This is a genomic window from Brevundimonas sp. Root1423, assembly GCF_001426805.1.
The window spans coordinates 69,541-94,162 of sequence record NZ_LMFL01000089.1 but is presented as its reverse complement, the minus strand read 5'-3'; the positions used below and the strand labels follow the sequence as shown (position 1 = coordinate 94,162).

Below are 24,622 nucleotides of genomic sequence, written 5' to 3'. Positions count from 1 at the left end.
TCCGCGCGCAACTTTCGCGCACTCCCGCAGACAAGGTCCTGTACGGACCGAAACCTGTCAACCCAGGCGGGTTGCAGGCGAGGGCGTCAGGCGTTCAGGGCCAGGCCCGCCTCTTTCGCCAGCCGCTCCAGCGACGTCATCGGCCGCGGACCCCAGTGGGCGATGACTTCGGCCGCCGCCAGCGAACCGAGCTTGCCGGCGTCCTCCAGCGACAGGCCGCGGGCGAGACCCAGCAGGAAGCCGGCGGCATACTGGTCGCCCGCGCCGGTGGTGTCGACCACCTTGTCGACCGGGCAGGCGGCGATCTCGACCCGCTCGGTCCCGCCGCCTCCGAACACCACCGAACCGGCGGCGCCGCGGGTGACGGCGGCGACGTCGACGATGCGGCCCAGATGGGCGGCGGCCGCGTCGAAATCCTCGGTCTCGAACAGGGCGTGGAGCTCGTTCTCGTTGGCCAGAACGATGTCGGCGGAGGCCTCGATGAAGGCCAGCAGTTCGGCGCGCCAGCGGTGAACCACGAAGGAATCGGACAGGGTGATGGCGACCTTGCGTCCGGCGGCGTGGGCGGCCGCGGCGGCGGCCTCGAACGCGGCGCGGGCCGGGGCCGGATCGAACAGATAGCCTTCCAGATAGACGATGGCCGAGGCGCCGATGAGGGCCGCGTCGATGTCGGCGGCCGCCAGCTGGTTGGCGGCGCCGAGGAAGGTGCACATGGTGCGCTGGCCGTCCGGCGTGACGTTGATCATGCAGACCCCGGTGGCGAGGCCCCGTTCGGGACCATCCTTCAGCGGGACGGTGTCGAATACGACGCCGGCGGCGCGGATGTCGTGGCTGAAGACGCCGCCCAGGGTGTCGTCGGCGACCTTGCCGATATAGGCGGCCCGCCCGCCGAACGAGCCGACGCCGGCGACGGTGTTGCCGGCCGAGCCGCCCGAGGCCTCGACCCCCGCCGCCATGGCGCCATAGAGGGCGGCGCTCTGCTGCGCGTCGACGAGCTGCATCGAGCCGGCGGTCAGACCCTGGGCCGTCAGGAAGGCGGGATCGCAGGGGGCCAGGACGTCGACGATAGCGTTGCCGACGGCGCAGACATCGTAGGAGGCGGGGATCTGGGTCATGGGCGGCCCATAGCGGACGACCGGCCCGGCGTCATCCAAAAACCCATAAGGAAACCCTTATGCATTTCCCGACTGTTCGCTAAGACCCGGGGATGACCGAAGTCGCCGTCCTGACCCCCGACCCGTCCGATCCCTCCTACGCCGGCCAGTGGCCGGGCGTGCTGGCGCGGCTGGGCGAAGCCCTGTCCCTCGCGGGCGTGACCGTCGTCCCGACGCCGTGGACGGAACACGTCGCCGACGCCTCGGCCCTGGAGCGATTTCCGCTGGTCCTGCCGCTGATCGTCTGGGGCTATCACCGGGACCATGAGCGCTGGATCCACGCCTGCGCGACCTGGACCGGGGCGGGGCTGCGGATGTTGAACCCGCCGTCGGTGCTGGGCTGGAATTCGGACAAGAGCTATCTGAAGCGACTGGCCGAGCAGGGGATCGCCATCCCCGACACGGTCTGGATCGACAGCCCGGGACAGGCCGATGTCGACGCCGCCTTCGACCGCTTCGGAACCGACCGGCTGGTGGTCAAACCCCGCGTCTCCGGCGGGGCGTGGAAGACCCTGCGACTGTCGCGCGGCGACCGGCTGGTCGACGCGCCCGGGGGGCCGGCGATGATCCAGCCCTATCTGCCGACCATCGAGACGGAAGGCGAAACCTCCCTGCTGTTCTTCGGCGGCGGGCTCAGCCATGTCGTCAACAAGCGGCCGGTTCCCGGCGAATTCCGGGTCCAGGTCCAGTACGGCGGCGGCTACACCGCCCTCGCCCGGCCGCCCGCCGGCGCGCTGGCCCTTGCGGAGCAGACGCTGGCGGCCATCGGCGAGGATCTGCTGTACGCCCGCATCGACATGGCGCCCGACGCCGACGGCCGCTGGCTGCTGATGGAGGCCGAGCTGATCGAGCCGGACTTCTATCTCGGTTCCGCGCCGGAAGGCGGGCAGAGGTTCGCGGACGCGGTGCGCGCCCGGCTGCAGGCGGAATGTCGAGTCCGCTGATTTTAGCGGACATTGCGGACTCATCGGACTCTTCCGCGCTTCCCCGAAGGTTGGAAAGAGAGTGTAACCCCGCCAGAAGGGGCGCCAGGCATTTGACGCTGGTCGGCTGGAAAACCTGTTTCCTTTCAATGAGTCGATCGACCAAAGTCGTCTGGCAAAACGGGTTTCTGGATCAAGTCCTGAAGGCGGGGCGCTGAACTCCCTCCCGCTGGAAAGGATTCAGCCCGCCTCGCCCATCGCCACCAGATCGGGCCGCGTCGGACACAGGTCGCTGATCAGACAGGCGCTGCATTTCGGCCGGCGCGCCGTGCAGGTGTAGCGGCCGTGCAGGATCAGCCAGTGGTGGGCCTTGGGCAGCCATTGCTCGGGCACCACGCGGAACAGCTGGGCCTCGACCTTGTCGGGGGTGGCGGCGTTGGCCAGACCCAGCCGGTGAGAGACGCGGAAAACGTGGGTGTCGACCGCGATGGCGGGCTCGATTCCCAGTTCGTTCAGCACCACGCTGGCCGTCTTGCGCCCGACGCCGGGCAGGGCCTGCAGGTCGGCGCGGTTCAGCGGCACCTCGCCGCCATGCTGCTCCATCACGATCTGGCTCAGGGCGATGACGTTGCGCGCCTTGCCGCGATAGAGGCCGATCGAGGCGATGTAGGGGACCAGTCCGGCCTCGCCCAGTTCCAGCATCTTCGCCGGCGTGTCCGCCACCCGGAACAGCCGGTCGGTCGCCTTGTTGACCGAGACGTCGGTGGCCTGGGCGGACAGGGCGACGGCCACGACCAGGGTGTAGGGGCTGGAGAAATTCAGCTCGGTCTTCGGCTCGGGCATGACCGCCGAAAGCCGCTCGAAGACGGCCTCGACCCGGTCCTCGTCGGGCGGCCAGCCCAGCACGGGGATCGCCGCGCCGGTCATGACGGCGGGACGTTTGGGCGTGTCTCTGGAAACCTTCCGGGTCATGGCCGACTTAGAGCGCGGCTGGCGTCGCCGCGCCAGATCAGCGCGTGATCCGCGCGACAACCGGAACCACCTTCGGCCGCACCTCGACGACGACGGGCGGTGTCGAGAACCGGCCGGCGCGCGGCTTCAAGGGCGGTGGCGTCGATCTCGCCCGCCGCGAGCCAGCGGACATCACGGCCGCCAAACGATGCGAAACAAGACGTGTTGCGGCGCCGAAACGAGCGTTGTTGATTTTTGGACAGTATCGTCCATTTTAAGTCGTCCTCCCTGACACCCCCTGCTCCGAGCGCGCCCCCATGGCCCTGTCGCCCACCCTGAAAAAACGCCTGCCCCTGATGGTGGGCGCCGTGGTCGCCGTGGCCGTCCTTGTCGGCGGGATCGCGTGGTGGCAGGGCAAGCAGCGCTGGGAGTCCACCGACAACGCCTTCGTCGCCGCCGACACCACCGAGGTCAGTCCCCAGATCGACGGCTATGTCGTCGAGGTGCTGGTGGCCGACAACCAGCGCGTCGCGCCGGGCCAGATCCTCATCCGCCTCGACGACGCCAACGCCCGCGCCGCCCTGGCCCAGGCCGAAGCCAATCTGGCCTCGGTGATCGCCGCCGTCGGCAATGTCGACGCCCGCGCGGCCCAGGAACAGGCCCTGATCGCCTCGCGCGCCGCCGGCGTCGCCCAGGCCCAGGCCCAGGCCGATCTGGCCCGCCAGCAGGTCGACCGTTACGGCAAGCTGGCCGAACAGGGCTGGGTGTCGCAGCAGCGCATCCAGACCGAACAGGCCGGCGCCCGCACGGCCCAGGCCACCGTCGCCGAGGCACAGGCCGCCCTGGTCGCCGAACAGCGCACCGCCGGGGTGCTGGGTTCGACCCGCAGCCAGAGCGTGGCCGCCGTCGAGGTGGCCCGCGCCCAGGTCGAACAGGCCCGCATCGCCCTGGACCGCACCGTCATCCGCGCGCCGGTCGCCGGCGTGATCGGCGCGCGCGGCGTGCGCGTGGGCCAGTATGTCCGTCCGGGCGGCCAGATCCTGTCGATCGTGCCGCTGGGCGACGCCTATGTGGTCGCCAATTTCAAGGAGACCCAGGTCGATCGCCTGCGCCTCGGCCAGACCGTCGAGATCAGCGCCGACGCCTACCCCGGTCAGGCCCTGACCGGCCACATCGACAGCTTCTCGCCCGCGACCGGCTCCGAGTTCGCTCTCATCCCGATCGAGAACGCCACCGGCAATTTCACCAAGATCACCCAGCGCGTGCCGGTGCGCATCCGCGTCGATCGCGCCTCGGGCGCCGCCCTGCGGCCCGGCCTGTCGGTCGAGGTCAAGGTCGACCTGAAGAGCCGGGGAGGCCTCAGCTTCGCCCAGGCCGCCACCGGGACCATCGCCACCGCCGCCGCCGACACGGGCGTCGCGGTCCAGTGACCGCCGCCGCTCCCGCCGTGGCCGGAGCAGCCCCGGCCGAACCGAAGATCAACTGGACCATCCTGCTGCTGGGCTTCGCCGGCATGGTGATCGGCCAGTTCATGGCCATCCTCGACATCCAGATCGTGGCCTCGTCCCTGCCGCAGATCCAGGCCGGTGGGGGACGCAGAAGGTGTTCCTCGTCTCCTGCGCCGGCTTCATGCTGATGAGCGTGGCCACGGGCCTGTCGTCGTCGATCGACGCCATGATCTTCTTCCGCGCGCTTCAGGGCTTCGTCGGCGGGGCCATGATCCCGACCGTCTTCGCCGTCGCCTTCACGGCCTTCCCGCCGGAAAAACGCATCACCGCCAGCGTGGTCATGGGGCTGATCGTGACCCTGGCGCCCACCGTCGGCCCGACCTTGGGCGGCCACCTGACCGAGTGGCTGAGCTGGCGCTGGCTGTTCTTCATCAACGTCCCGCCGGGACTGCTGGTGCTGTTCCTCGTCGGCCGTTACGCCAATTTCGACAAGGGCGACCCGTCGCTGACCAAGGGCTTCGACTGGTGGGGCCTGGGCCTGATGGCGGTCTTCCTGATGAGCCTGCAATTCGTGCTCGAGGAAGGGTCGAAGAACGACTGGTTCTCGGACGACAACATCCTGTGGCTGTCGGTCCTCGCCGCCATCACCGGCCCGGCCTTCATCTGGCGGTCCCTGACCTACCATAACCCCGTGGTCGAGCTGCGCGCCTTCACCAACCGCAACTTCATGGTCGGGGTGGTGATGACCTTCACCGTCGGCGCGGCCCTGTTCGGGGGCACCTTCCTGCTGCCGCTGTTCCTGTCCCGGGTGCGGGACTATTCGGCGGCCGAGGTGGGCACCACCATGGTGGTGTCGGGCCTGGCCATGTTCGTCACGGCCCCGTTCGCGGGCCGGCTGGTGCGCAAGGTCGACGCTCGCATCCTGATGTTCGGCGGCTTCATGCTGTGCGCCTGGGGCATGTGGGACGCCCACGCCGTGACCAGCGAATGGGGCTTCTGGGAATTCGCCGGGGTCCAGGCCGTGCGCGGGGCCGGTGTGATGATGGCCATGATCGCGGCCCAGCAGGTGACCATGTCGACCCTGCCGCCGCACATGGTCAAGAACGCCTCGGGCCTGGTGAACCTGTCCCGCAACGTCGGCGGCGCCTTCGGCCTGGCCTTCCTGAACACCTCGCTGACGCAGAACACGGCCTCGCACATGAGCGAGCTGACCCAGAACATCTCCGTGACGAACGGCGGCATGCAGGCCATGCTGGCGGGAATGCAGGAGCGGTTCGCGGGCTCGATCGACCCGGCGGGAGCGGCGATGAAGGCGATCCAGGGCATGCTGAATCTCCAGGCCACGACCCTGGCCTTCGGCGACGCCTTCGCCATGCTGGCCGTCGGCTGCGTCTTCGCCGCCTTCGTGACCCTGTTGTCCCGTCCGGTGAAGGCCGTGGCGGGCGGCCCGCCGGTGGACGCCCACTGATGGCCCGCGTCGCCGGACAGATCGACGAGGCCAAGACCGAGGCCATCCTGGACGCGGCCCTGGCCCTGTTTTCGGAGAAGGGCGCCCTGACCTCGATGGAGGCCATCGCCCGCCGGGCCGGGGTGTCGCGCCAGACCCTCTACAACCGCTTCCCGTCCAAGGTGGAGATCGGCCGCGTCCTGGCCGCCCGCCGCTCGGACGCCATCAGCACGCCGCTGCGGAGCGGCGGGGATCCCGAAACGGTGCTGACCGCCATGGCCGCCGGCATGCTGGAAAAGCTGTGCGGCGCCCAGGCCGGCGCCTCGATGCGCGGTGTCGCCCTGATGTCGCCGAGCGACCCGGAACTGGCCGCGGCCATCTATCAGGCCGGCCCGGCCGAAGGCCTGCGCCGTCTGTCCGCCTGGCTCGCCGAGCAGGACCGCAAGGGCTTGCTGCGCATCCCCGATCCCGACGCCGCCGCCGAGATGTTCTCGGGCATGGTGCTGGGCCACGGCCACCTGCGCGGCGTGCTGGGCCTCCCCCATCCGGACTTCGACCTCGGGGCCCGCGCCGCCGAGGCGGCCCGCCGCTTCCTGCGCGCCTTCGCCGTCTGAGGCGGTTGGCCGCGGCGGACAATCGGCCTAGACCGCGCCCGTACCGTTCCGGAGCGTACCCATGCTGATCCACCTCTCCTCCTGGCCCGAGATCGACGCGCGGCTGAAGACGACGAAGACCGTCGTCGTGCCCATCGGCTCGAATGAACAGCACGGCCCGACCGGCCTGCTCGGCACCGACTGGCTGTGCCCCGAGATCATCGCCCACGCGGCGGAGGCGCAGGACGAAAGCCTGGTCGTGGCTCCGACCTTCAATATCGGCATGGCCCAGCATCACCTGGCCTTCGCCGGCACCATCTCGCTGCGGCCTTCGACCTTCATGGCCGCCATCACCGACTGGGTGTCGTCGCTGAGCCGGCATGGCTTCGAGCGGATCTATTTCCTCAACGGGCACGGCGGCAACGTCGCCACAATCGAGGCGACCTTCGCCGAGATCTACGCCGAATGGTCGTTCGTCGAGGAGCAGCCGCCGTTCGTGCTCAAGCTGAAGAACTGGTGGGACCTGCCGGGGGTGCACAGCCTGTGCGCCAGGATGTTCCCGACGGGCCACGGGATGCACGCCACCCCGTCCGAGATCGCCGTCACCCAGGCCGCCTATCCGGATCGCATCAAGGTGGCGGACTACAGCCCGCAGATCGCCCCCACCGGCCCGATCCGCGACGCCCTCGACTATCGCGCCCGCTTCCCCGACGGCCGCATCGGCTCGGACCCGGCCCAGGCCAGCCCCGAAAAGGGCCGGACCATCATCGACGCGGCGGTCCCCGCCCTTCTGAAGGATGTGGCGGACTTCTCGTCGGAGGTCTTGCCCGCGACCTGATTGCGGCCCAAGGCTCGGCGCATGACCCAGTTCGACAAAGCCATCAAGACCGGCCGCCGCCTGACCCGCGACGGCGCGCGCGCGGCCAGCACCGCCCTGTCGGGCGGGGAGATGCTGCAGGCCGCCGGCGATGTGATCACCGCCCGCATGGAGATCATGGCCGCGGGCCTGGTCGACCCGCGCAAGGTCGACCTGAAGGAAATGTCGTTGATGAGCACCGAAAAGGTCGAGGCCCTGTCCGCCTCGGCCTCGGCCATGGCGAAGACGTTCGGCGACATCGGCGGCCGCGTCGGCTCCGGCTTGATGACGGAAGCCGGGCACGCCTCCAGGGCCGCGACGTCGATCGCCTCCGCCTCGACCCCCGCGGCCGCCATGCAGGCCCAGTACAGCTACGCCGTCGGCTGGTGGAGCCGCGCGGCGACCCAGATGCTGACGATGAACAGCGCGCTTCTGAAGGGCCAGGCCGACGTCATGCGTCCGATCCACCGGACCGCCGTCGCCAATGCGAAGCGGCTGAAGAAGTAGGCGAGATATTCTCCCTCCCCTTCATAGGGAGTGGGGTCGCGCAGCGACCGGGGGGGAATTTCAGACGCACCCCACCCTGTCGTCGCTTCGCGCCGACTTCCCTCCCCATGAAGGGGAGGGAGAACGTGTTTCTTACCGGAACGGCGGCTCGTCGAAGGCGCGCAGCTTGCGCGAATGCAGGCGGGCGCCCTCGGCGCGCAGCAGGTCGATGGCGTGAATGCCGATCTGAAGGTGCTCGGAGATCGAGCCCTCATAGAAGCGGTTGGCCTGTCCCGGCAGCTTGATCTCGCCGTGCAGCGGCTTGTCCGAGACGCACAACAGGGTCCCGTAGGGCACGCGGAAGCGGTAGCCCTGGGCCGCGATGGTCGCCGATTCCATGTCGATGGCCACGGCCCGGCTCTGGTTGAAGCGCAGCGCCGACTTGGAATAGCGCAGCTCCCAGTTCCGGTCGTCGGTGGTCACCACCGTGCCGGTGCGCAGGCGCCGCTTGACCTCCTCGCCCGGCGCGCCGGAGACGATCTTGGCTGCGTCGTACAGCGCCCGCTGGACCTCGGCGATCGAGGGGATGGGAATGTCCGGCGGCAGCACCGCGTCCAGCACGTGGTCGTCGCGCAGATAGGCGTGGGCCAGCACATAGTCGCCGATGCTCTGGCTGGGCCGCAGACCGCCGCAGTGGCCGATCATCATCCAGGCGTGGGGACGGGTGACCGCCAGGTGGTCGCAGATGGTCTTGGCGTTGGACGGGCCGACGCCGATGTTGACCAGGGTGATGCCGCGATGGCCCGGCGCCGTCAGGTGATAGGCCGGCATCTGGTGCTTCTTCCAGGCCGCGTCCATGACCGCCGTCTCGGGGCTGGGCGTGTCGCGCGTGATCTCGATCCCGCCGGCGCAGACCAGCCTGTCATAGGCGCTGTTCGGATCCTGCAGCTGGGCGCAGGCCCAGCGCACGAACTCGTCGACATAGCGGTTGTAGTTGGTGAACAGGATGTAGCTCTGCACATCCTCGACCGGCGTGCCGGTGTAGTGGCGCAGGCGGGCCAGCGAGAAGTCCGTGCGCAGGCCGTCGAACTGGGCCAGCGGGAAATCCCGGGTCAGGTCGAACATCCCGTCCGAGATTTCGTCGCCGATATGGGCCAGGTCCGTGGTCGGAAAATAGCGCGCGACGGCGGCCGTCTGGCTGCGGTCGAGGGCGACGTCCGAACCGTCCATCACATAGGGGAAGGGGATCTCCTGATCCGACGGGCGCACGTCGAAGGCCGCGCCATAGTCCGCCTCCAGCAGGGTCAGCTGTTCCAGCAGATAGGGACGGTACAGGTCGGGCCGGGTGATGGTGGTCGCATAGACTCCCGGCCGCGACAGCCGGGCGTAGGCGCGCTGTTCCAGATTGGCCGGCCGTTCGCCGTACCAGCTGACCCTGAGTTCAGGATAGGAGAACAGGCCCTTGGCCCGGGCCTCGGGATCGGCGCGTTCGCCGGTCCGGAGAAAGGCCCCCACCGCGGTGCGCAGGTTGGAGACGGACTGGTTGTAGAGGGCTTCGAGGCGGTCCAGCGCCGCCTGTGGTGTCATCGTTTCTGTCATGGCCTCATCTAGCGGAAGAAGATGACCTTGGCGAGACGGTGGAGCTTCAGCGCCCCGGGCATCAGCCCAGCTCGCGGCGCAGGAAGGTCGTGACGTCGTCCAGCACCGGCGCCTTGCTGCGGAACAGGGGCGAGAAGGTCGCGATCAGGTCGGCGTGATTCAGGCCGGGATAGAGCTTGGCCTCGCAGCGGCCGCCAACGGCCTTCATCCGGTCGCACAGGATGGCCGTGTCCTCGGCATGGACCACCACATCCTCCACGCCATGCCCCAGCCACAGCGGCGGGGCGTCGGCGCGGGCGAAGGTCACCGGCTGGGTCAGGGTCGGGTCCGGAACCCGTCCGAAGGCGTTGACCGAGGCCGGCACGTCAAAAGGCAGAAAGTCATAGGGCCCCGCCAGACCGGCCGCGGCCCTGATCAGCCCTGGCGCGCCCGCGCCGGTCATATAGCGGCGATCGAGGGCGATCATCATCGCCAGATGAGCCCCCGCGGAGTGTCCGATGACGCCCAGCCGGGCCGGATCGGCGCCGTACCGGTCGGCGATCTGCCCGGCCTTCGCCGTGGCCGCCGCGGCGTCCTCGATAAAGGCCGGGAAATGCGCCTGGGGAACCAGCCGGTAGTCCGGGGTGGCGACCACGAAGCCGCGCGCGGCCAGCGCCTGCGCCGCCCAGCCGTAGAGGCGGCGCTCGCCGCTGTCCCAGCCCCCGCCGTAAAAGAAGACCAGCATCGGCCACGGCCGGTCGCCCGCCTCGACGGGGGCGTGAATGTCCATCCTCTGACGGGGATTGTCGCCATAGGCGAGGTCGCGCGCCACGCGCCGCACGCCCCGGTCGCGCGGAGCCAGATTATTCAGCAGGCCCAGCGGCGAACAGGCCGCGGCGATCAGGCCGAGGGCGGGGGCGAACAGGCCTCTTCGGGTCATGCGGTCCCTGGTTTCAGACGGAGTTGGACCAAGATACGCACGGAAGTCGGCTACGGCTCAACCGCGCGGCCGCTTATCGCGCCGACGAGATCAGGGCGCCGCAGTTGGCGTCCTCGGCCAGTCCCGGGTCGACGAAGGGCAGCAGGGCCACCAGCGGGTTGATCAGGGCCCCGAGCACCGTGCCCAGGCCGACCTGTCCGGCGATGGCGCCGCCGTCGACGCCGATCTTCGGCGCCGTCAGCGGGCCCCGGATGGTGATCGGCGACCACAGGCGGATCAATCGGGGCGACTTGGTCTCGCCGTCGATGCGCAGGTTCATGGTCTCGGCGCCGAGATCGATGGTCCCCGTGCCCTTGGCCAGCACGGGCGTGGTGTCGATGACGAAGGTTCGCGCGGTGGCGGTGCCGCCGCTGACGGTGAAGTCGGCCACGGCGCAGCGGATTTCCGACGTGCCGGTGTCGCCTGACAGTAGCTTGCCGAGGCCGGCGGTGACATTGATGCCCAGCAATTCGGCGAAGGCGGCGCGCATCCGGCCCTGCGGCACGACCAGGCTCAGCGTGCCCTTCGAATTGGCCGCGAAATCGTGAATCGAGGCGCCCGGCCCCTCCAGCTTCGCCCGCCCGATGGCGCGGCCCGTCACCGTGGGGACGCCGTTTCGCGCGGGGATGATCGACTCCAGCGGATAGCCGCGCAAACGGAAGTCGGCGGTCGAATAGGGCACCTTGTTGTTGGCGTTGATCCGCGCCGTCCCGTCCAGTTCGCCGCGGTTGAAGTCGAAGGCGACGGGATCCAGATTCAGGATGCCGTCCTTCAGCCGGGCCCCCAGATTGACGCGCCGCACGTCCAGTTCGTTCCGTTTCACCTGGGCCGCGCGATAGGTCAGCGTCCCGTCCATGACGCGCAGACGCTCGACGTTCAGCGGCGCGTCCGGCAGCAGCTTGCCCGGGGCGCCGGAGGTCACCACCGTGTCGCCGGACGCGGTGACCCGCGGCGTCCCGCCCAGCACCGAGGCGAGGTCGTCGATGTCGAGCAGGCGGGAATAGAGGCTGGCCTCGACCCGGCGGCGGTCGCCGACCTTGTCCACTTTCAGATCGCCCGACAGGTCCGAAGAGCCGACCCGGCCGCTGAAGTCGTTGAAGGTGAAGACGTTGTCGTTTCGGGTCAGCTTGCCGTTGAGACGATACGGCGGCGTGTTGGGGGTGGTGATGCCGGTCAGCAGATAGATGTCCGCCAGGTCGCGCCCGCGCAGACCCAGGGTGGCGTTGAACTGGCCCAGATCGAACGGCCGGGTGATCGCGCCATCGGCCGTCAGTGTCGTGCCCACGCCGGACAGTTCGGCCTTGAATCCATAGGGGCGGTCGCGCTTGATGTTGATGAAGGGTCCGCCCCGCACCATCAGCGTCAGGGGCGTGCCGTTGATCGTCCCGCGGCCATCGAGGTGGAAGCCGGCGTTTCCGTCCGAGCCCTCGCGCGCGTTGACGGTGGCGTTCAGGCGGATGTTGCGGCCCTGCTCGTCCAGGAACACCTGTCCGTCGCGGATGACCAGCCGGTTGATCGGCGGCAGCTTCATCGGGCCGGTGTCGGGCTTGTCCGGGTCCAGCACCCAGCTCTTGCGGCCGTCGGCGGTCGAGATCAGCACGACCTGCGGGCGGACGATCTCGACCAGCGGCATCTCCACCCGACCCGACAGCAGCGGCATGAGACGCACCGAGGCCACGGCGTCCTCGACCGTCAGGGTGTCCTTCTCGCTGGCCCAGTCCGGGCCGCCGACGCGCACCTGGCGGATGCGGGCCGAAGGCGTCCAGCTGAACAGCTGCACGTCCAGATCGCCCTGCAATTCGATGTCGCGGTCGTACCGGGCCGAGGCCCATCCGCCGATCGGCCCCCTGAGCCAGTTCCAGTCGAACAGCACCAGGAAGACGACGACCAGGGCGATCAACGCCAGCGCCACACCCGCGGCGATCTGCTCCGGCCGCCCCGGCTGGCGGAAGCTGGTGTAGACCGGGTCGTTGGCCCTGACCCAGTCGCGACGGTCCCGCGCCCAGGTCCCCGCCGGGACCAGCGCCCGGTCGCGCACGGCCAGCCAGTTGGGATGGTCCTTCAAGGGGTTGGACAAGCGCGGGACTCCGTCGAAGCCTCCACAACGCGCAAACGTCCGGAAAGGCTCAGGGCGGGCCGCGGGCGGCGGCGTATTCCCGCGCGGGCGGCAAAAAGGGCGCGCCCGGTCCGGACGCGCCCTGCCTGCCGAAGACCGGTCCGGTTACGGCGCGGGCTTCAGATATTTGTCCAGCCAGCCGAACACCTCGGTGTGCCATTGCAGGCTGTTGGCCGGCTTCAGCACCCAGTGGTTCTCGTTCGGGAAGAACAGCAACCGGCTTTCGACGCCCCGGCGCTGCAGGGCGGTGAAGGTCGACAGGCCCTGCGAGGTCGGGATGCGGAAGTCCAGATCGCCCTGCACCACCAGCATGGGGGTCTTCCACTGGTCGACGTGATGGACCGGGTTGAAGGCCTCGTAGCCGCGCGGATTGTCATAGTGGGTGCCGCCGTACTCCCATTCGGTGAACCACAGCTCCTCGGTGCCATAGGCCATGCCGCGCACGTCGAAGACGCCATCGTGGTTGACCAGGCATTTGAATTCGTCGGACCAGCGGCCGGCGATCCAGTTGATCATGTAGCCGCCGTACGAGGCGCCGAGGGCGCAGGCGTTGTCGCCGTCGAGGAAGCCGTAGCGTTCCTGCGCCGCGGCCCAGCCCTTCTGCAGGTCTTCCAGCGGGCGGTCGCCCCAGTGCTGGCTGATCGARTCSGTGAAGGCCTGGCCGTAGCCGGTCGAGCCGTGGAAATCGATCATCACCACCGCATAGCCGGCGCCGGCGTAGGTCGGGATTCCAGCGGTAGGACCAGCCRTTGCCGAACGATCCCTGAGGTCCGCCGTGGATCAGGAAGGCGACCGGATATTTCCGGCCCTCGACATAGTTCGCCGGCTTGATGACATGGCCGTAGACAGTCTCGCCGTTCCAGCCGGCGAAGCTGAACTGCTCGGGCTCGCCGAACGCCTGATCGTCCAGCTGCGGGTTCACATTGGTGATCCGGCGCGGCATTTCGCGGCCGCGGAAGGTCTTGACGAACAGCTCGCTGGGCCGGGTCAGCGTGTCCTGGGCGAAGACGAAGCCGGTGGGCGTCTGGGCGAAGGCCGAAACATGTCCCGGACCCGTGACCGGGGTGACCACGCCGTTGCGCGTGTCGATGGCGAAGATCCGGGTCTGGCCGACGTCGCCGGCGGTGACATAGACGGTGTTCCCGTCCGCCGACCATTGCAGGCTGTCGGCCGAGCGGTCCCAGTCCGCCGCGATCTGGCGCGTCCGGCCCGTGGCCACGTCGCGCAGGAAGATGGCGAATTTGTCGGCCTCGAAGCCGGGCCGGGCCATGGCGCGGTAGGCCATCGTCCGGCCGTCCGGCGAGAAGACCGGGCCGGTGTCCCAGGCGTCATTGTCGTCGGTCAGGTTCTCGAACGTGCCGTCGCCCGACAGGCCGTTGGTGCGCCACAGGTCGAAATTGGTGCTCCACGGCTCGCTCTGGCCGGCGAGGCGGGCCGAGAAGACGATCGCCTGCCCGTCCGGGGCGAAGGTGAATTCGCTCTCGTCGCCGAACGGCTTGGAGGGGGTGTCGCCGTCGAAGCCTTTCGTGACATGGACGGGCTGGCCCGTGGCGCGGCCGTCGGCGCCGATCGACTGGACGAACAGATGGTTCTGGGTCCCGTCGTTCCACGTATCCCAGTGGCGCACGAACATGCGGTCATAGACCTGGCCGGTCGCGGGATCCTCGGCCACGGCCTTCGTGCGGTCGACGGTGCAGGCGATGTCGCCGCACCCGGGGAAGACGGCCAGCGACACCGCGACCTTGTCCGCGCCGGGGCTCAGCCGGTAGGCGTTGACGTCCAGCGCCAGGTCCGTGACCTGCACCGGACCCGTTCCATCCGCGTTCGCCCGCCAGACCTGGCTGGTGCCCGAGCGGCCGGACAGGAAATACAGCTTGCCGTCCGAGCCCCAGCGCGCGGTGTTGGCCCCGCCCTCGCTGATCGCCAGCCTGCGGCCCTCGCCGCCCTGGCGCAGGTCCATGATCCAGAGCGAACCGGCGCGGCGGTTGGCGGCCACATCCGTGGTGGTCACAGCGTAGACCACCCAGCGTCCGTCCGGCGACACCTGCGGATCGGCCAGGCGATTGGCCGAAATCATGTCGCGGTAGTCGAAAGCGTCCGCCGACTGGCTGGCCGGGGCGGGCGCCGGGGCGCCCTCGGCGGGAGTCTCCGCCAGGGCGGGGACGGCGGCGAAAATGGCCAGGGCGGCGCTGGCGCCGGCGAGCAGGGAACGGTGGCGCATGGACGGTTTCCTCGTGACTTGTCTTCAGTCCCGGGCGCTGGCGTAGCACCGGGCGCGGGCAGGCGGAAGCCGCTTGCCGTCCGCGCCGCGAGCGGCGACAACCGGCGTCGAATGACCGAGATCGTCGCCCTCACGCCGACCCGCCGGGAACCGCACGTCTGCGACGTGCTGATCGCCGAGCGCGCGCCGCGTCTGACCCGGTCCATCGCCTGGCCCCTGGTCCGGCCCTTCCTCTACCGGCTGCTCAACTACCGCGCCGCCGTGCGCATGGCCGACGCCGTCAGGCCGCTCCCGGGACCCGGAGCGCTCGACTATATGAGCGACCTGCTGGATCTGAAGGTCGCGGTGATGAACCCCGAACGCATTCCGGCCGAGGGCCGCTGCATCATCGTCGCCAATCACCCGACCGGCATCGCCGACGGCATCGCCGTGTTCGACGCCATCCGGGGCCGGCGGACCGACGCCGTCTTCTTCGCCAACGCCGACGCCCTGCGCGTTTCGCCCCGGCTGGGCGAGACCGTCATTCCGGTCGAATGGGTGGTCGCGAAACGCACGCGCGAAAAGACGCGGGCGACGCTTCATGCGGCGAAGGAAGCCTTCGAGGCCGAGCGCTGCGTCGTCATGTTCCCGGCCGGGAGGCTGGCCCGCGTGGCCCGCGACGGCTCGGTCACCGATCCCGAATGGGCCCCGACCGCCGCTTCGCTGGCGCGCAAATACGGCGCCCCCATCGTACCCATCCACGTCGCTGGCCCGACGTCGCGCCTGTTCCACCTCTTCGACCGCATTTCGCCGGAACTTCGGGACATCACCCTGTTCCACGAACTGCTGAACAAGCGCCGCAAGGCCTTCCAGCTGAAGGTCGGCAAGCCGGTGCCGCCGACCCGTCTCGACATCGACGCGGTCAAGGCGACCTACGGGCTCAAGGCCTTCACCGAACGGGTCCTGCCCAGCCAGCCGGACGCCGATTTTGCCTGAGATCAATGGCCTGACGCTGCCCGACGCCGACGCCACCGCCCGCCTCGGCGCCGCCATCGCGCCGCGGTTGCAGCCGGGCGAGGCGGTGTTGCTGTACGGACCGCTGGGCATGGGCAAGTCGACCCTGGCGCGGGGCCTGATCCGCGCCCTGACGCGGCCGGACGAGGACGTGCCCTCGCCGACCTTCACCCTGGTGCAGTTCTACGAGAGCGACCCCCCCGTCGCCCATTTCGACCTCTACCGCCTGACCCGGCCCGGGGAGGCGTCCGAGATCGGCCTCGACGAGGTGCTGGACGACGGCTGCGCCATCATCGAATGGCCCGAACGGCTCGGCGACGATCCGGCCCGCTGGCTGGGCCCCGACATTCTGACGGTGACCCTCGCCGAGGCCGGAGACGGCCGGGTTGCGGCCCTGTCCGGCGCAGGCGCATGGGAGACGAAACTGAAGGACCTTCATGTCTGACCGCGAGCAGCAGCGTCTCGACTTCCTCAAAGCCGCCGGCCTGGCCGAGGCGGCGCGCGCGCCCCTGCCCGGCGACGCCTCGACCCGCCGCTATGAGCGGCTGACGACGCCATCGGGCGTCAGCCTGATGCTGATGGATCAGCCGGCCGCCGCCGAAAGCCCGCCCGCTGATCCGTCGTGGTCGCCCGAGCGCCGCAAGGCCGAGGGCTGGAACGCCGTCGCCCGCCTGTCCGCCGGCCGCATCGAGGCCTTCGCCGCCGTCGCCGCCCACCTGAGGTCGCTGGGCCTGTCCGCCCCCGAGATGGTCGCCGTCGACGCCGCCGCCGGCCTGGCCGTGCTGGAGGATTTCGGCGACGACCTTTTCGCCCGGGTGATCGAGGACGGCGCGCCCGAGGAGCCGCTCTATCTGGCCGCCGTCGAGGCCTTGGCGACCCTGCACGACACGCCCGCGCCGGCCATACTGACCGGACCCGCCGGCGACTGGCCGCTGCTGGCCTATGACGAAACCGCGCTGCAGGGCGGGGCCGACCTGTTCGTGGAATGGATGCCGAAGCTGGATGCGTCGCTGATCTTCGACGACGCAGCCGTGGATGAATGGCGGGCGGCATGGGCCCCCGTCACGGCGCGCGGGGCGGCCGGAGCCACCGTCATGGCCCACCGCGACTATCACGCCGAAAACCTGATCCGCCTGCCGGGCCGCAGCGGCGCCGCGAGCGTGGGGCTGATCGACTTCCAGGACGCCGTGCGCGCCCACCCCTCCTGGGACCTGCATTCCCTGCTGCAGGACGCCCGCCGCGACGTGCCGGCGGCGCTGGAGACGCGGGCGCTGGACCACTATTTCGCCCTTCGTCCGCTGACGGACCGGCAGGCCTTCATGCGCGACTACGCCGGGCTGGCGGCGCTGAACGAGGCGCGCATCCTCGGGGTCTTCGCCCGGCTGATCGTGCGCGACGGCAAGCCGCGCTACCGCGCCTTCATGCCGCGCATGTGGGCCCATCTGAACGCCAATCTGAAGGCGCCCGGGCTCGAACCCGTGGCCCGCTGGTTCGCCGCCCATGTCCCGGAGACGAGACGCCGATGACCGCCCCAAGAACGGCGATGGTGCTGGCCGCGGGCCTCGGCACCCGCATGCGTCCCCTGACCGACGACCGGCCCAAGGCCCTGGTCGAGGTCGGCGGCCGCGCCCTCATCGACCATGTGCTGGACCGGCTGGCGGACGCCGGGGTCGAGCGGGCGGTGGTCAATGTCCACTGGTTCGCCGACCGGCTCGAGCGCCATCTGGCCGCGCGCCGCGGCGGGCCGGACATCGTCATATCCGACGAACGCATCGAACTGCTGGAAACGGGCGGCGGACTGAAGAAGGCGGCGGCCCTCCTCGGGCCCGACCCGGTCTTTGTCGCCAACATCGACAGCGTCTGGACCGACCCGCGGGGCGATGCGCTGAATCAACTCGCCCGGTTGTGGAATCCGTCAATCATGGATGCGGCGCTTCTTCTCGCCAGGCGCGAAGGCTCGATCGGCTTCGAGGGCGAGGGCGACTTCTTCCTCGCCGACGACGGAAAACTGACCTTCCGGGGCGACGCCCCCTCCGCCCCCTTCGCCTATATGGGCGTCCACATCTGTCGGCCCGACTATGTCGCCGACGGCCCCGACGGCCCCTTCTCGCTGAGCGGCTTCTGGCGCCGGTCCGCCGCGGAAGGTCGCCTGTACGGCTGCGTTCTCGACGGCGACTGGATGCATGTCGGCGACCCGCAGGCCCGCGACGAGGCCGAGGCGAAACTGGCGCTCGAATGACCGCCCGCTTCGATCCCTTCCTGCCCCCCGGACCGCGATGGTACGCCATTGAGGCGCGACGGCCCTTCCTCGAGGATCTCGCAGCCGGAGTTCTGGACTGGCTCGGCGACCATCCGCCCGAGGCCCTGTCCGACGCCGTCATCCTGCTGCCCAACCGCCGCGCCGCGCGCGCCTTCACCGCCGCCCTGTCGAAACAGGCGGGCGGACGCCCCCTGCTGCTGCCCCAGGTCCGCCCGCTCGGCGACCTCGAAGAGGACGAGCCGCCCTTCGCGCCCGGCGAACTGGGCCTCGACCTTCCCCCGGCCATCGCCCCCCTGACCCGCCGTTTCGAGATGGCGCGGATGATCGTCGAGGACTTCCGCCCCGGCCTTACGCCCCTGCGCGCGCTGGAGATGGCCGACGCGCTCGGCGGCTTCCTCGATTCCTGCCAGCTGGAGGAGATCGGGGACCTGCACCGCGTCGCGACCCTGGTCGAGGGCGATCTGGCCGAGCACTGGCGCGAGTCCGCCGAATTCCTCGCCCTCGCCGTCGAAGCCTGGCCCCGACGGCTGGAGGCCATGGGGCTGGTCGATCCGGCCTGGCGCCGCGCCCGCCTGTTGCGGCTGCTGGCCACCGCCTGGACCGAGCGGCCGCCGTCCCAGACCGTCATCGCCGCCGGCTCGACCGGCACCGCCCCCGCCGCCGCCGATGTGCTGGCCGCCGTCGCCGCCGCGCCGCGCGGTTGCGTCGTCCTGCCTGGCCTCGACCGGGAGCTGGACCCGACCGTCTGGGCCACGCTCGGCGACAATGAACAGCATCCGCAGAACGCCCTGTGGCGGCTGCTGGACGGCCGCACCGAACGCGACGCCGTCCGCCCGTGGTTCCAGCCGGTCGGCGACGCCGTCGCCGAGGCGCGCGGCCGCGCCCGCCAGCGGCTGATCAACGAGGCCCTGCGCCCGGCGGACGCCACCGACGACTGGCGAACGGTCATCGCCGCCCTGCGCAAGGACGCCTTCAGGGACCAGTCCGCCGATCCGATCGCCCAGGGGCTGGAAGGCCTGTCGGTCGTCACCGTACGCGCCGAGGAAGACGCCGCCGCCGTCCTCGCCCTGATGATGCGCGAGACGCTGGAGACTCCGGGCCGGACCTGCGCCCTCGTCACCCCCGACCTGGCCCTTGGCCGCCGCGTCGCCGCCCGGCTGGAGCGCTGGGGCGTCGCCGCCGACGTCTCCTCCGGCCAGCCCCTGTCGCGCATGGACGCCGGCCGGCTGATCGATCTCGCCGTCCGCTTCGTCGACAAGCCGCTCGATCCCCACGCCCTGCTGGGCCTGCTGAAGCATCCGCTGGTCCGGCTCGACCTCGGCGAAACCGATCCCGCCGCCGCCCTGCGCGCCCTCGAACATCACGCCCTGAGAGGCCCCCGCCATCGCGACTGGAGCCGCCTGCGCCGCGCCCTGCTCAAGGCCGGCGAGCCGCGCGACGACGGCAAGCCCCCCTCCGACGGGACCCGCGCCCGCCTGACCGCCGCTACGGCCCTGGTCGATCGGCTGGAGGCGCTGTCCGCCGCCGCCCTCGCCCCGTTCACGCCCGACGCCCCGCTCGACGCCGCCGCCCGCACCCTGACCGGACTGATCGAGGCGCTCGCCGGTCAGGACGCCTGGGCCGGTCCCGACGGCGAGGCCGCCGCCGCCCTTCTGGCCGGTCTGATCGAGGGCGGCGCCTCCCTCGGCGCCGTGTCGTGCGCCGAATTCGCCGACCTGGTCCGTGACCTGCTCGCCAGGGAGACGGTGCGCACCGGCGGCGCCACCCAGCCCCGGCTGCGCATCCTCGGCGCCATCGAGGCGCGGCTGGTGCGCGCCGACCGCATGATCCTGGCCGGGCTGGAGGAGGGGGTCTGGCCCAACGCCGCTCCGACCGATCCCTTCCTGTCACGGCCCATGCGCCAGACTCTCGGCCTGCCCCCGCCCGAGCGCCGCCTCGGCCAGACGGCCCAGGACTTCGTCCAGGCCGCCTGCGCCGACGAGGCCATACTGGTCCACTCCGAACGCCGCGGCGGTCAGCCCGCGGTCAAGTCGCGCTGGCTGTGGCGGCTGGAGATGTTGACCCGCGGCGCCGACGCCCCGGCCACGCCCATCGTCCTCGAACGCCCCTCGACCTCGGTCGACGCCGCCCGCGCGCTGGATGTCCCGCCGCCGGGACCACCGCGCTACGAGCGCCGCCCGGCGCCGAAGCCGCCTGTCGCGCGCCGCCCGCGCAAACTTCCCGTGACCAGCGTCGAACGCTGGGTCCGCGATCCCTACGCCGTCTACGCCCAGCGCATCCTCGGCCTGCAGAAGCTCGAGCGCCCCGGCGCCTCGGCCGAGGCCATGGCGCGCGGCAACGCCGTGCACCGCGCCATCGAGCGCGTCGTCGTGTCCTGGCCCGACGCCCTGCCCGAGGACTGCGCCGACCAGATCGAGGACTTCCTGCGCGAGGAGCTGGACGCCGCCGGCTTCGAGGACCACGCCATGGCGCGCGAAACGCCGCTGGCCCGCAACTGCGCCGTCTGGCTGGCCGGCTGGGAGCGCGAGCGCCGCGAGCGCGGCGCGACCCTGCTGATCGAACAGACCGGCCAGATGACCTTCGGCGCGCCGTTCGGCCCCTTCACCCTGACGGCCAAGGCGGACCGGATCGAACTTGACGCCGACGGCGCGGCCGTCATCGACTTCAAGACCGGCTCGACCCCCAGCGCCAAACAGGTGGCCCAGGGCTTCGCCCCCCAGCTGACCCTGACCGCCGCCATCCTCGCCGACGGCGGCTTCGCCGACGCCCCGCCGACGCCGGCCTCGGAGTTGCTCTACGTCAAGGTCACCGGCCGCAAGACGCCGGGCGAGGCCGTCGACGTCGGCAGGGTCACCCGCAGCCAGCCCCTGACCGCGGCCGAACTGGCCGAACGTGAACTGGCCCGGCTGGTCGACGGCGTCGCCGCCTTCGACGACGAGTCCCGGCCCTATGTCTCCTGGGCCGCGCCGCAGTTCATGGGCAATTTCGGCGGCAACTACGACCATCTGGCCCGGGTCTGGGAGTGGCACGTCGTCGGCGGCGAGGACGAGGCGCCCGAATGACGCAATCCACGCCGACTTTGGCCCCGCTCGACCAGGCCCGCGCCCACCAGACCGCCGCCGCCGACCCCGGCCGTTCGGTCTTCGTCACCGCCAATGCCGGCTCGGGCAAGACCACCACCCTGGTCGACCGCGTGGCCCGGCTGCTGCTGCAGAAGGCACCGCCGGGCGAGATCCTCTGCGTCACCTACACCAAGGCCGCCGCGGCCGAGATGCAGGCCCGGCTGTTCGACAAGCTGGGCCGCTGGGCGGTCATGGACGACGCCGAGCTGTCGGCCGATCTGGCGGGGCTGGACGGCCGCGATCCCGCCGGCCTGAAGCCCGCCGACCTGAAGGAGGCCCGCCGCCTGTTCGCCCGCGCGCTGGAGACGCCGGGCGGTCTGAAGATCCAGACCATCCACGCCTTCTGCGAAAAGCTGCTGCGCCGCTTCCCCATCGAGGCCGGCGTCTCGCCCGCCTTCAAGGTGCTGGAGAACGAGGCGGCGATCGCCCTGTCGCACGAGGCGCGCGAGGATCTGGCCCGCGCCGCCCTGGTGGATCCCGACGGCCGGCTCGGCGCCGCCTACGCCCATTTCGCGGTCGAACTGGACTGGAAATCCTTCCACGCCCTGCTGGCCATGATCGAGACCGAGCGCGGCAAGCTGGTCGCTTATGTCGAGCGCTGGACCTCGGGCTCCGCGCCGGGTCCGCATATTCTCGCCGGCGTCTCCGAAGATGAGACGCCTTCAGCCATCGAGACCGACTTCCTCAACTGGCTCGACCCCGCCGCCTGGCGCGCCGCCGCCGACGGCTTCGCAACGGGCTCGGCCAACGACCAGAAGATCGCGGCCCAGATGCGCGAGGCCGTCCCGCCCCACTCCAGCCTCGCCGCCATGAAGGCCCTCTTCATCGACTCCAAGGGCGAGGCGCGGACGAAATTCGGCACGAAGAGCGCCCCGCCTGCGGCCGCTGCGTATCTCGACTCCGTCTCGCTGAAATACTGCGCCGTTCTGGACCGGATGCGCGCCGCCCGGGTCGCTGACGACACGGTCAAGGCCCTGACCCTGGCCCGGACCCACGCCGCCCTCTATGAAGCCGCCAAGGCCCGGCAGGGCGCGCTCGATTTCTCCGACCTCGTGGTCCGCACCGTCGACCTGCTGACCGAACGGGCCACCGCCGCCTGGGTGCTGTTCAAGCTGGACGGCGGCATCGAACACGTCCTCGTCGACGAGGCCCAGGACACCGCCCCCGACCAGTGGGCCATCTTCAAGGCCCTGACCGAGGAGTTCTTCTCGGGCGAGGGCGCGGGGCGGCGCGGCGATGCCCCGCGCATTCCCCGCACCGTCTTCGCCGTCGGCGACGAGAAACAGTCGATCTACTCCTTTCAGGGCGCCCGCCCCGAACGGCTGCGGCAGGAGGCCCAGGCCTATGAGGCGCTGGCCCGTGGGGCCGGACGGCCGTTCGAGGAGGTGCCGCTGGACACCTCCTTCCGCTCGACCGAGGAGGTGCTGGCCTTCGTCGACGCCGCCTTCGAGGGCCCCGAGCGGACCCGCGCCCTCGTCGGCCAGCTCGGCGACATCCCGACCCACCATCCCGCCCGCGTCGGCCAGCACGGCTCGATCGACCTCTGGCCCCTGTTCCACGATCCGGCGACGCCCGACCGCGAGGCCTGGAACGCCCCGGTGGACAAGGAGGACGCCCGCAGCGGCCGCAAACAGCTGGCCCAGGCCCTGGCCCGCGACATCCGCAAGCAGGTCATGGCCGGCGTCGCGGTTCACAACCATCGCCGATCGGAGACCGACCCGCCGATGCGCCCGGCCCGCTGGGGCGACTTCCTCGTCCTGGTCCGCCGCCGCGACGCCCTGTTCGAGGAGATCATCCGCGCCCTAAAGGCCGAGGCCGTGCCCGTCGCCGGCGCCGACCGGCTGAAGCTGAAAGAGCACATCGTCTTCGACGACCTGATCGCCGTCGCCCGCTTCGCCCTCTACCCCGACGACGACCTGTCGCTGGCCGAGGTGCTGCGCAGCCCCTTCTGCGACGTGACCGATTTCGGCGACGCCCACAGCCTGTATCCGCTTGCCGACAAGGATGGGCGCGCCGGCCGCTCGCTGTGGCGCGCGCTGCGCGACCGGGCCGACGAACAGCCGCAGTGGCGTCGCGCCCGCGACTTCGTCCAGGCCGCGCTGGACGCCCGCGACCGCGACCCCTTCGCCTTCTTCTCCAGCCTGCTGAACCGCGTCGACGACACCGGCCTCACCGGCCGCGCCCGCATCCTCGCCCGCCTGGGCCGCGAGGCCGAGGAGGCCATCGACGAGACCTTGGCCCAGGTCCTGGCCGCCGAAGGGCGCGGCGGCGTCGATCTGGAAACCTGCGTCGCCCGGCTCGAGGCCGCCGATGTCGAGGTCAAGCGCGAGATGGAGGGCGCCCGCAACGAGGTGCGGGTCATGACCGTCCACGGCGCGAAAGGTCTGGAGGCGCCCATCGTCATCCTTCCCGACACCACCTCGCGCGCCAAGCCCCAGGGGCCGACCCTGATGCCCTCGGCGAACGAGGACGGCGCAGAAGGCGAGGGCTGGCTGATGTGCCCCGGCTCGGCGAAGGACGACTGCCCGGCCTCGAAGGCCGCGCGCGAGGCCCGGGTGGCCCGCACCGACGCCGAGACCCTTCGCCTGCTCTATGTCGCCCTGACCCGCGCCCGCGACCGGCTGGTGATCATGGGCCGGGCGGTCCGGCGGCCCGAGGAAGGCTTCGAGGCCGGCAGCTGGTGGAGCGTCATCGCCGAAACCTTCCAGCGCCTGCAGGAGGATGATCCGCAGAACGTGCACGACATCGGCGACGGCGTGCGGCGGTTCGGCGTCGACCCTGAAACGCTTGCCGCCGGGATCGCCGCCCGCCCGACGCCGGCAGGGGCGCCGGCCTGGGCGCGCACCCCGCCCGCTCCCGACAGCGCCGCCCGCTTCGCCTCGCCGTCGAAGATGGAGGAGACGACCCGCATCCCTGCGCCTTCGCCCCTGGCGACGACCGCCGGACCCGGCGCGCCGCTGGGCCGGTTCCGGCGCGGCGACCTGATCCATCGGCTGCTCGAGCGCCTGCCCGACATCGCGCCGCCCGAAAGGGCCGACGCCGCGCGCCGCATCCTGTCGCGCGAGCGGGACCTGGATGACGAGGCCCGCGGCGAAATGACCGGCGCCGCCTTCGCTGTCCTCGAGGACGCCCGTTTCGCCCCGGTCTTCGGTCCAGGCTCCCGTCCGGAGGTCGCCCTGACGGGGTCGGTCGGCGATGTCCCGATATCGGGACGCATGGACCGGCTGGTGGTTACCCCGGATCGGGTCCTGGTCATCGACTACAAGACCAACCGCCCGGCTCCCGATCGTATCGAGGACGCCGACCCCGCCTATGTGCTGCAGATGGCGGTCTACGCCTCGGTGCTGGCCCGGCTCTACCCCGACCGGACCGTCGAGGCGGCCCTGGTCTGGACCGATGGCCCGCGTCTGATGCCCGTGCCCGCCGACCTGATGCGGGCCGCCCTGTCCGGATGACGGGCCGTCCGAACATCCGCGTTGATTTGCGCGCCGGGAC

17 protein-coding genes and 2 pseudogenes are annotated in these 24,622 nt (G+C 70.7%); 13 read left to right on the top strand and 6 right to left on the bottom strand.

The genetic code is table 11. The features are described 5' to 3' along the window. Positions 1-86 precede the first annotated feature (86 nt). A complete protein-coding gene (locus ASD25_RS28850) occupies positions 87-1,115 on the bottom strand; it encodes an adenosine kinase (protein ID WP_156377024.1) in 1,029 nt (342 codons plus the stop codon). Between the two features lie 92 nt (positions 1,116-1,207). Between ASD25_RS28850 and ASD25_RS28845 the strand changes: the two genes are divergently transcribed. Further along, the gene (locus ASD25_RS28845; protein WP_055831948.1) at positions 1,208-2,098 is read left to right on the top strand and encodes a RimK family alpha-L-glutamate ligase; all 891 of its coding nucleotides are present in this window, start codon (positions 1,208-1,210) and stop codon (positions 2,096-2,098) included. A 219-nt stretch (positions 2,099-2,317) separates the two neighbouring features. Here ASD25_RS28845 and nth read toward each other — a convergent pair whose 3' ends face one another. Next, the gene (gene nth, locus ASD25_RS28840; protein WP_082560180.1) at positions 2,318-3,049 is read right to left on the bottom strand and encodes an endonuclease III; all 732 of its coding nucleotides are present in this window, start codon (positions 3,047-3,049) and stop codon (positions 2,318-2,320) included. A 44-nt stretch (positions 3,050-3,093) separates the two neighbouring features. Here nth and ASD25_RS30915 point away from each other — a divergent pair, with 44 nt between their 5' ends. The 6 genes and pseudogenes from ASD25_RS30915 to ASD25_RS28815 all read left to right on the top strand — a co-directional run bounded on the left by ASD25_RS30915 (position 3,094) and on the right by ASD25_RS28815 (position 7,879). Next, positions 3,094-3,306, top strand: a complete 213-nt coding sequence (locus ASD25_RS30915) for a hypothetical protein (protein ID WP_156377023.1) — start codon at positions 3,094-3,096, stop codon at positions 3,304-3,306. A 39-nt stretch (positions 3,307-3,345) separates the two neighbouring features. Beyond that, positions 3,346-4,458: an HlyD family secretion protein gene (locus tag ASD25_RS28835; RefSeq protein ID WP_055831944.1), complete on the top strand. Its 1,113-nt coding sequence runs from the start codon at positions 3,346-3,348 to the stop codon at positions 4,456-4,458. After that, positions 4,455-5,944 (top strand): annotated as a pseudogene (locus tag ASD25_RS28830) (DHA2 family efflux MFS transporter permease subunit). Before ASD25_RS28835 ends, ASD25_RS28830 begins: the two are co-directional and overlap by 4 nt. Beyond that, on the top strand, positions 5,944-6,537 hold the full coding sequence (locus ASD25_RS28825) for a TetR/AcrR family transcriptional regulator (RefSeq protein WP_055831939.1): 594 nt from the start codon (positions 5,944-5,946) through the stop codon (positions 6,535-6,537). Before ASD25_RS28830 ends, ASD25_RS28825 begins: the two are co-directional and overlap by 1 nt. 61 nt (positions 6,538-6,598) lie before the next feature. Beyond that, positions 6,599-7,354, top strand: a complete 756-nt coding sequence (locus ASD25_RS28820) for a creatininase family protein (protein WP_055831936.1) — start codon at positions 6,599-6,601, stop codon at positions 7,352-7,354. Between the two features lie 21 nt (positions 7,355-7,375). Beyond that, entirely contained in the window at positions 7,376-7,879 is a 504-nt protein-coding gene (locus ASD25_RS28815) for a phasin family protein (RefSeq protein WP_082560179.1), read from the top strand. A gap of 132 nt (positions 7,880-8,011) precedes the next feature. Here the strand turns inward: ASD25_RS28815 and ASD25_RS28810 are convergent, their stop codons facing one another. The 4 genes and pseudogenes from ASD25_RS28810 to ASD25_RS28795 all read right to left on the bottom strand — a co-directional run bounded on the left by ASD25_RS28810 (position 8,012) and on the right by ASD25_RS28795 (position 14,752). Continuing rightward, positions 8,012-9,457 carry an AMP nucleosidase gene (locus ASD25_RS28810; RefSeq protein ID WP_055831934.1) on the bottom strand — a complete coding sequence of 482 codons (1,446 nt, stop codon included), beginning with the start codon at positions 9,455-9,457 and terminating at the stop codon, positions 8,012-8,014. A gap of 61 nt (positions 9,458-9,518) precedes the next feature. Then, positions 9,519-10,376, bottom strand: coding sequence for an alpha/beta hydrolase (locus ASD25_RS28805; RefSeq protein WP_055831933.1), 858 nt, complete (start codon positions 10,374-10,376; stop codon positions 9,519-9,521). A gap of 73 nt (positions 10,377-10,449) precedes the next feature. After that, the gene (locus tag ASD25_RS28800; RefSeq protein WP_082560178.1) at positions 10,450-12,492 is read right to left on the bottom strand and encodes an AsmA family protein; all 2,043 of its coding nucleotides are present in this window, start codon (positions 12,490-12,492) and stop codon (positions 10,450-10,452) included. A 144-nt stretch (positions 12,493-12,636) separates the two neighbouring features. Next, positions 12,637-14,752, bottom strand: a pseudogene (locus ASD25_RS28795) (prolyl oligopeptidase family serine peptidase). 111 nt (positions 14,753-14,863) lie between these two features. On the opposite strand from ASD25_RS28795, the gene ASD25_RS28790 reads away from it, so the two are divergent. The 6 genes from ASD25_RS28790 to addA are packed head-to-tail and all read left to right on the top strand — an operon-like array spanning position 14,864 to position 24,582. Next, positions 14,864-15,727 (top strand): GNAT family N-acetyltransferase, encoded by an 864-nt coding sequence (locus ASD25_RS28790; protein WP_055831929.1) that lies wholly within the window; start codon positions 14,864-14,866, stop codon positions 15,725-15,727. A 1-nt stretch (position 15,728) separates the two neighbouring features. Further along, complete coding sequence (gene tsaE, locus ASD25_RS28785; protein WP_055832013.1) at positions 15,729-16,190, top strand: tRNA (adenosine(37)-N6)-threonylcarbamoyltransferase complex ATPase subunit type 1 TsaE; 462 nt, start codon at positions 15,729-15,731, stop codon at positions 16,188-16,190. Beyond that, a complete protein-coding gene (gene amgK, locus ASD25_RS28780; RefSeq protein ID WP_055831927.1) occupies positions 16,183-17,271 on the top strand; it encodes an N-acetylmuramate/N-acetylglucosamine kinase AmgK in 1,089 nt (362 codons plus the stop codon). Before tsaE ends, amgK begins: the two co-directional genes overlap by 8 nt. Beyond that, the gene (gene murU, locus ASD25_RS28775; RefSeq protein WP_055831925.1) at positions 17,268-17,984 is read left to right on the top strand and encodes an N-acetylmuramate alpha-1-phosphate uridylyltransferase MurU; all 717 of its coding nucleotides are present in this window, start codon (positions 17,268-17,270) and stop codon (positions 17,982-17,984) included. The genes amgK and murU overlap by 4 nt, the downstream gene beginning before the upstream one ends. Further along, complete coding sequence (gene addB, locus ASD25_RS28770) at positions 17,981-21,067, top strand: double-strand break repair protein AddB (protein WP_055831923.1); 3,087 nt, start codon at positions 17,981-17,983, stop codon at positions 21,065-21,067. Before murU ends, addB begins: the two co-directional genes overlap by 4 nt. Then, positions 21,064-24,582, top strand: a complete 3,519-nt coding sequence (gene addA, locus ASD25_RS28765) for a double-strand break repair helicase AddA (RefSeq protein ID WP_055831921.1) — start codon at positions 21,064-21,066, stop codon at positions 24,580-24,582. Before addB ends, addA begins: the two co-directional genes overlap by 4 nt. Positions 24,583-24,622 lie beyond the last annotated feature (40 nt).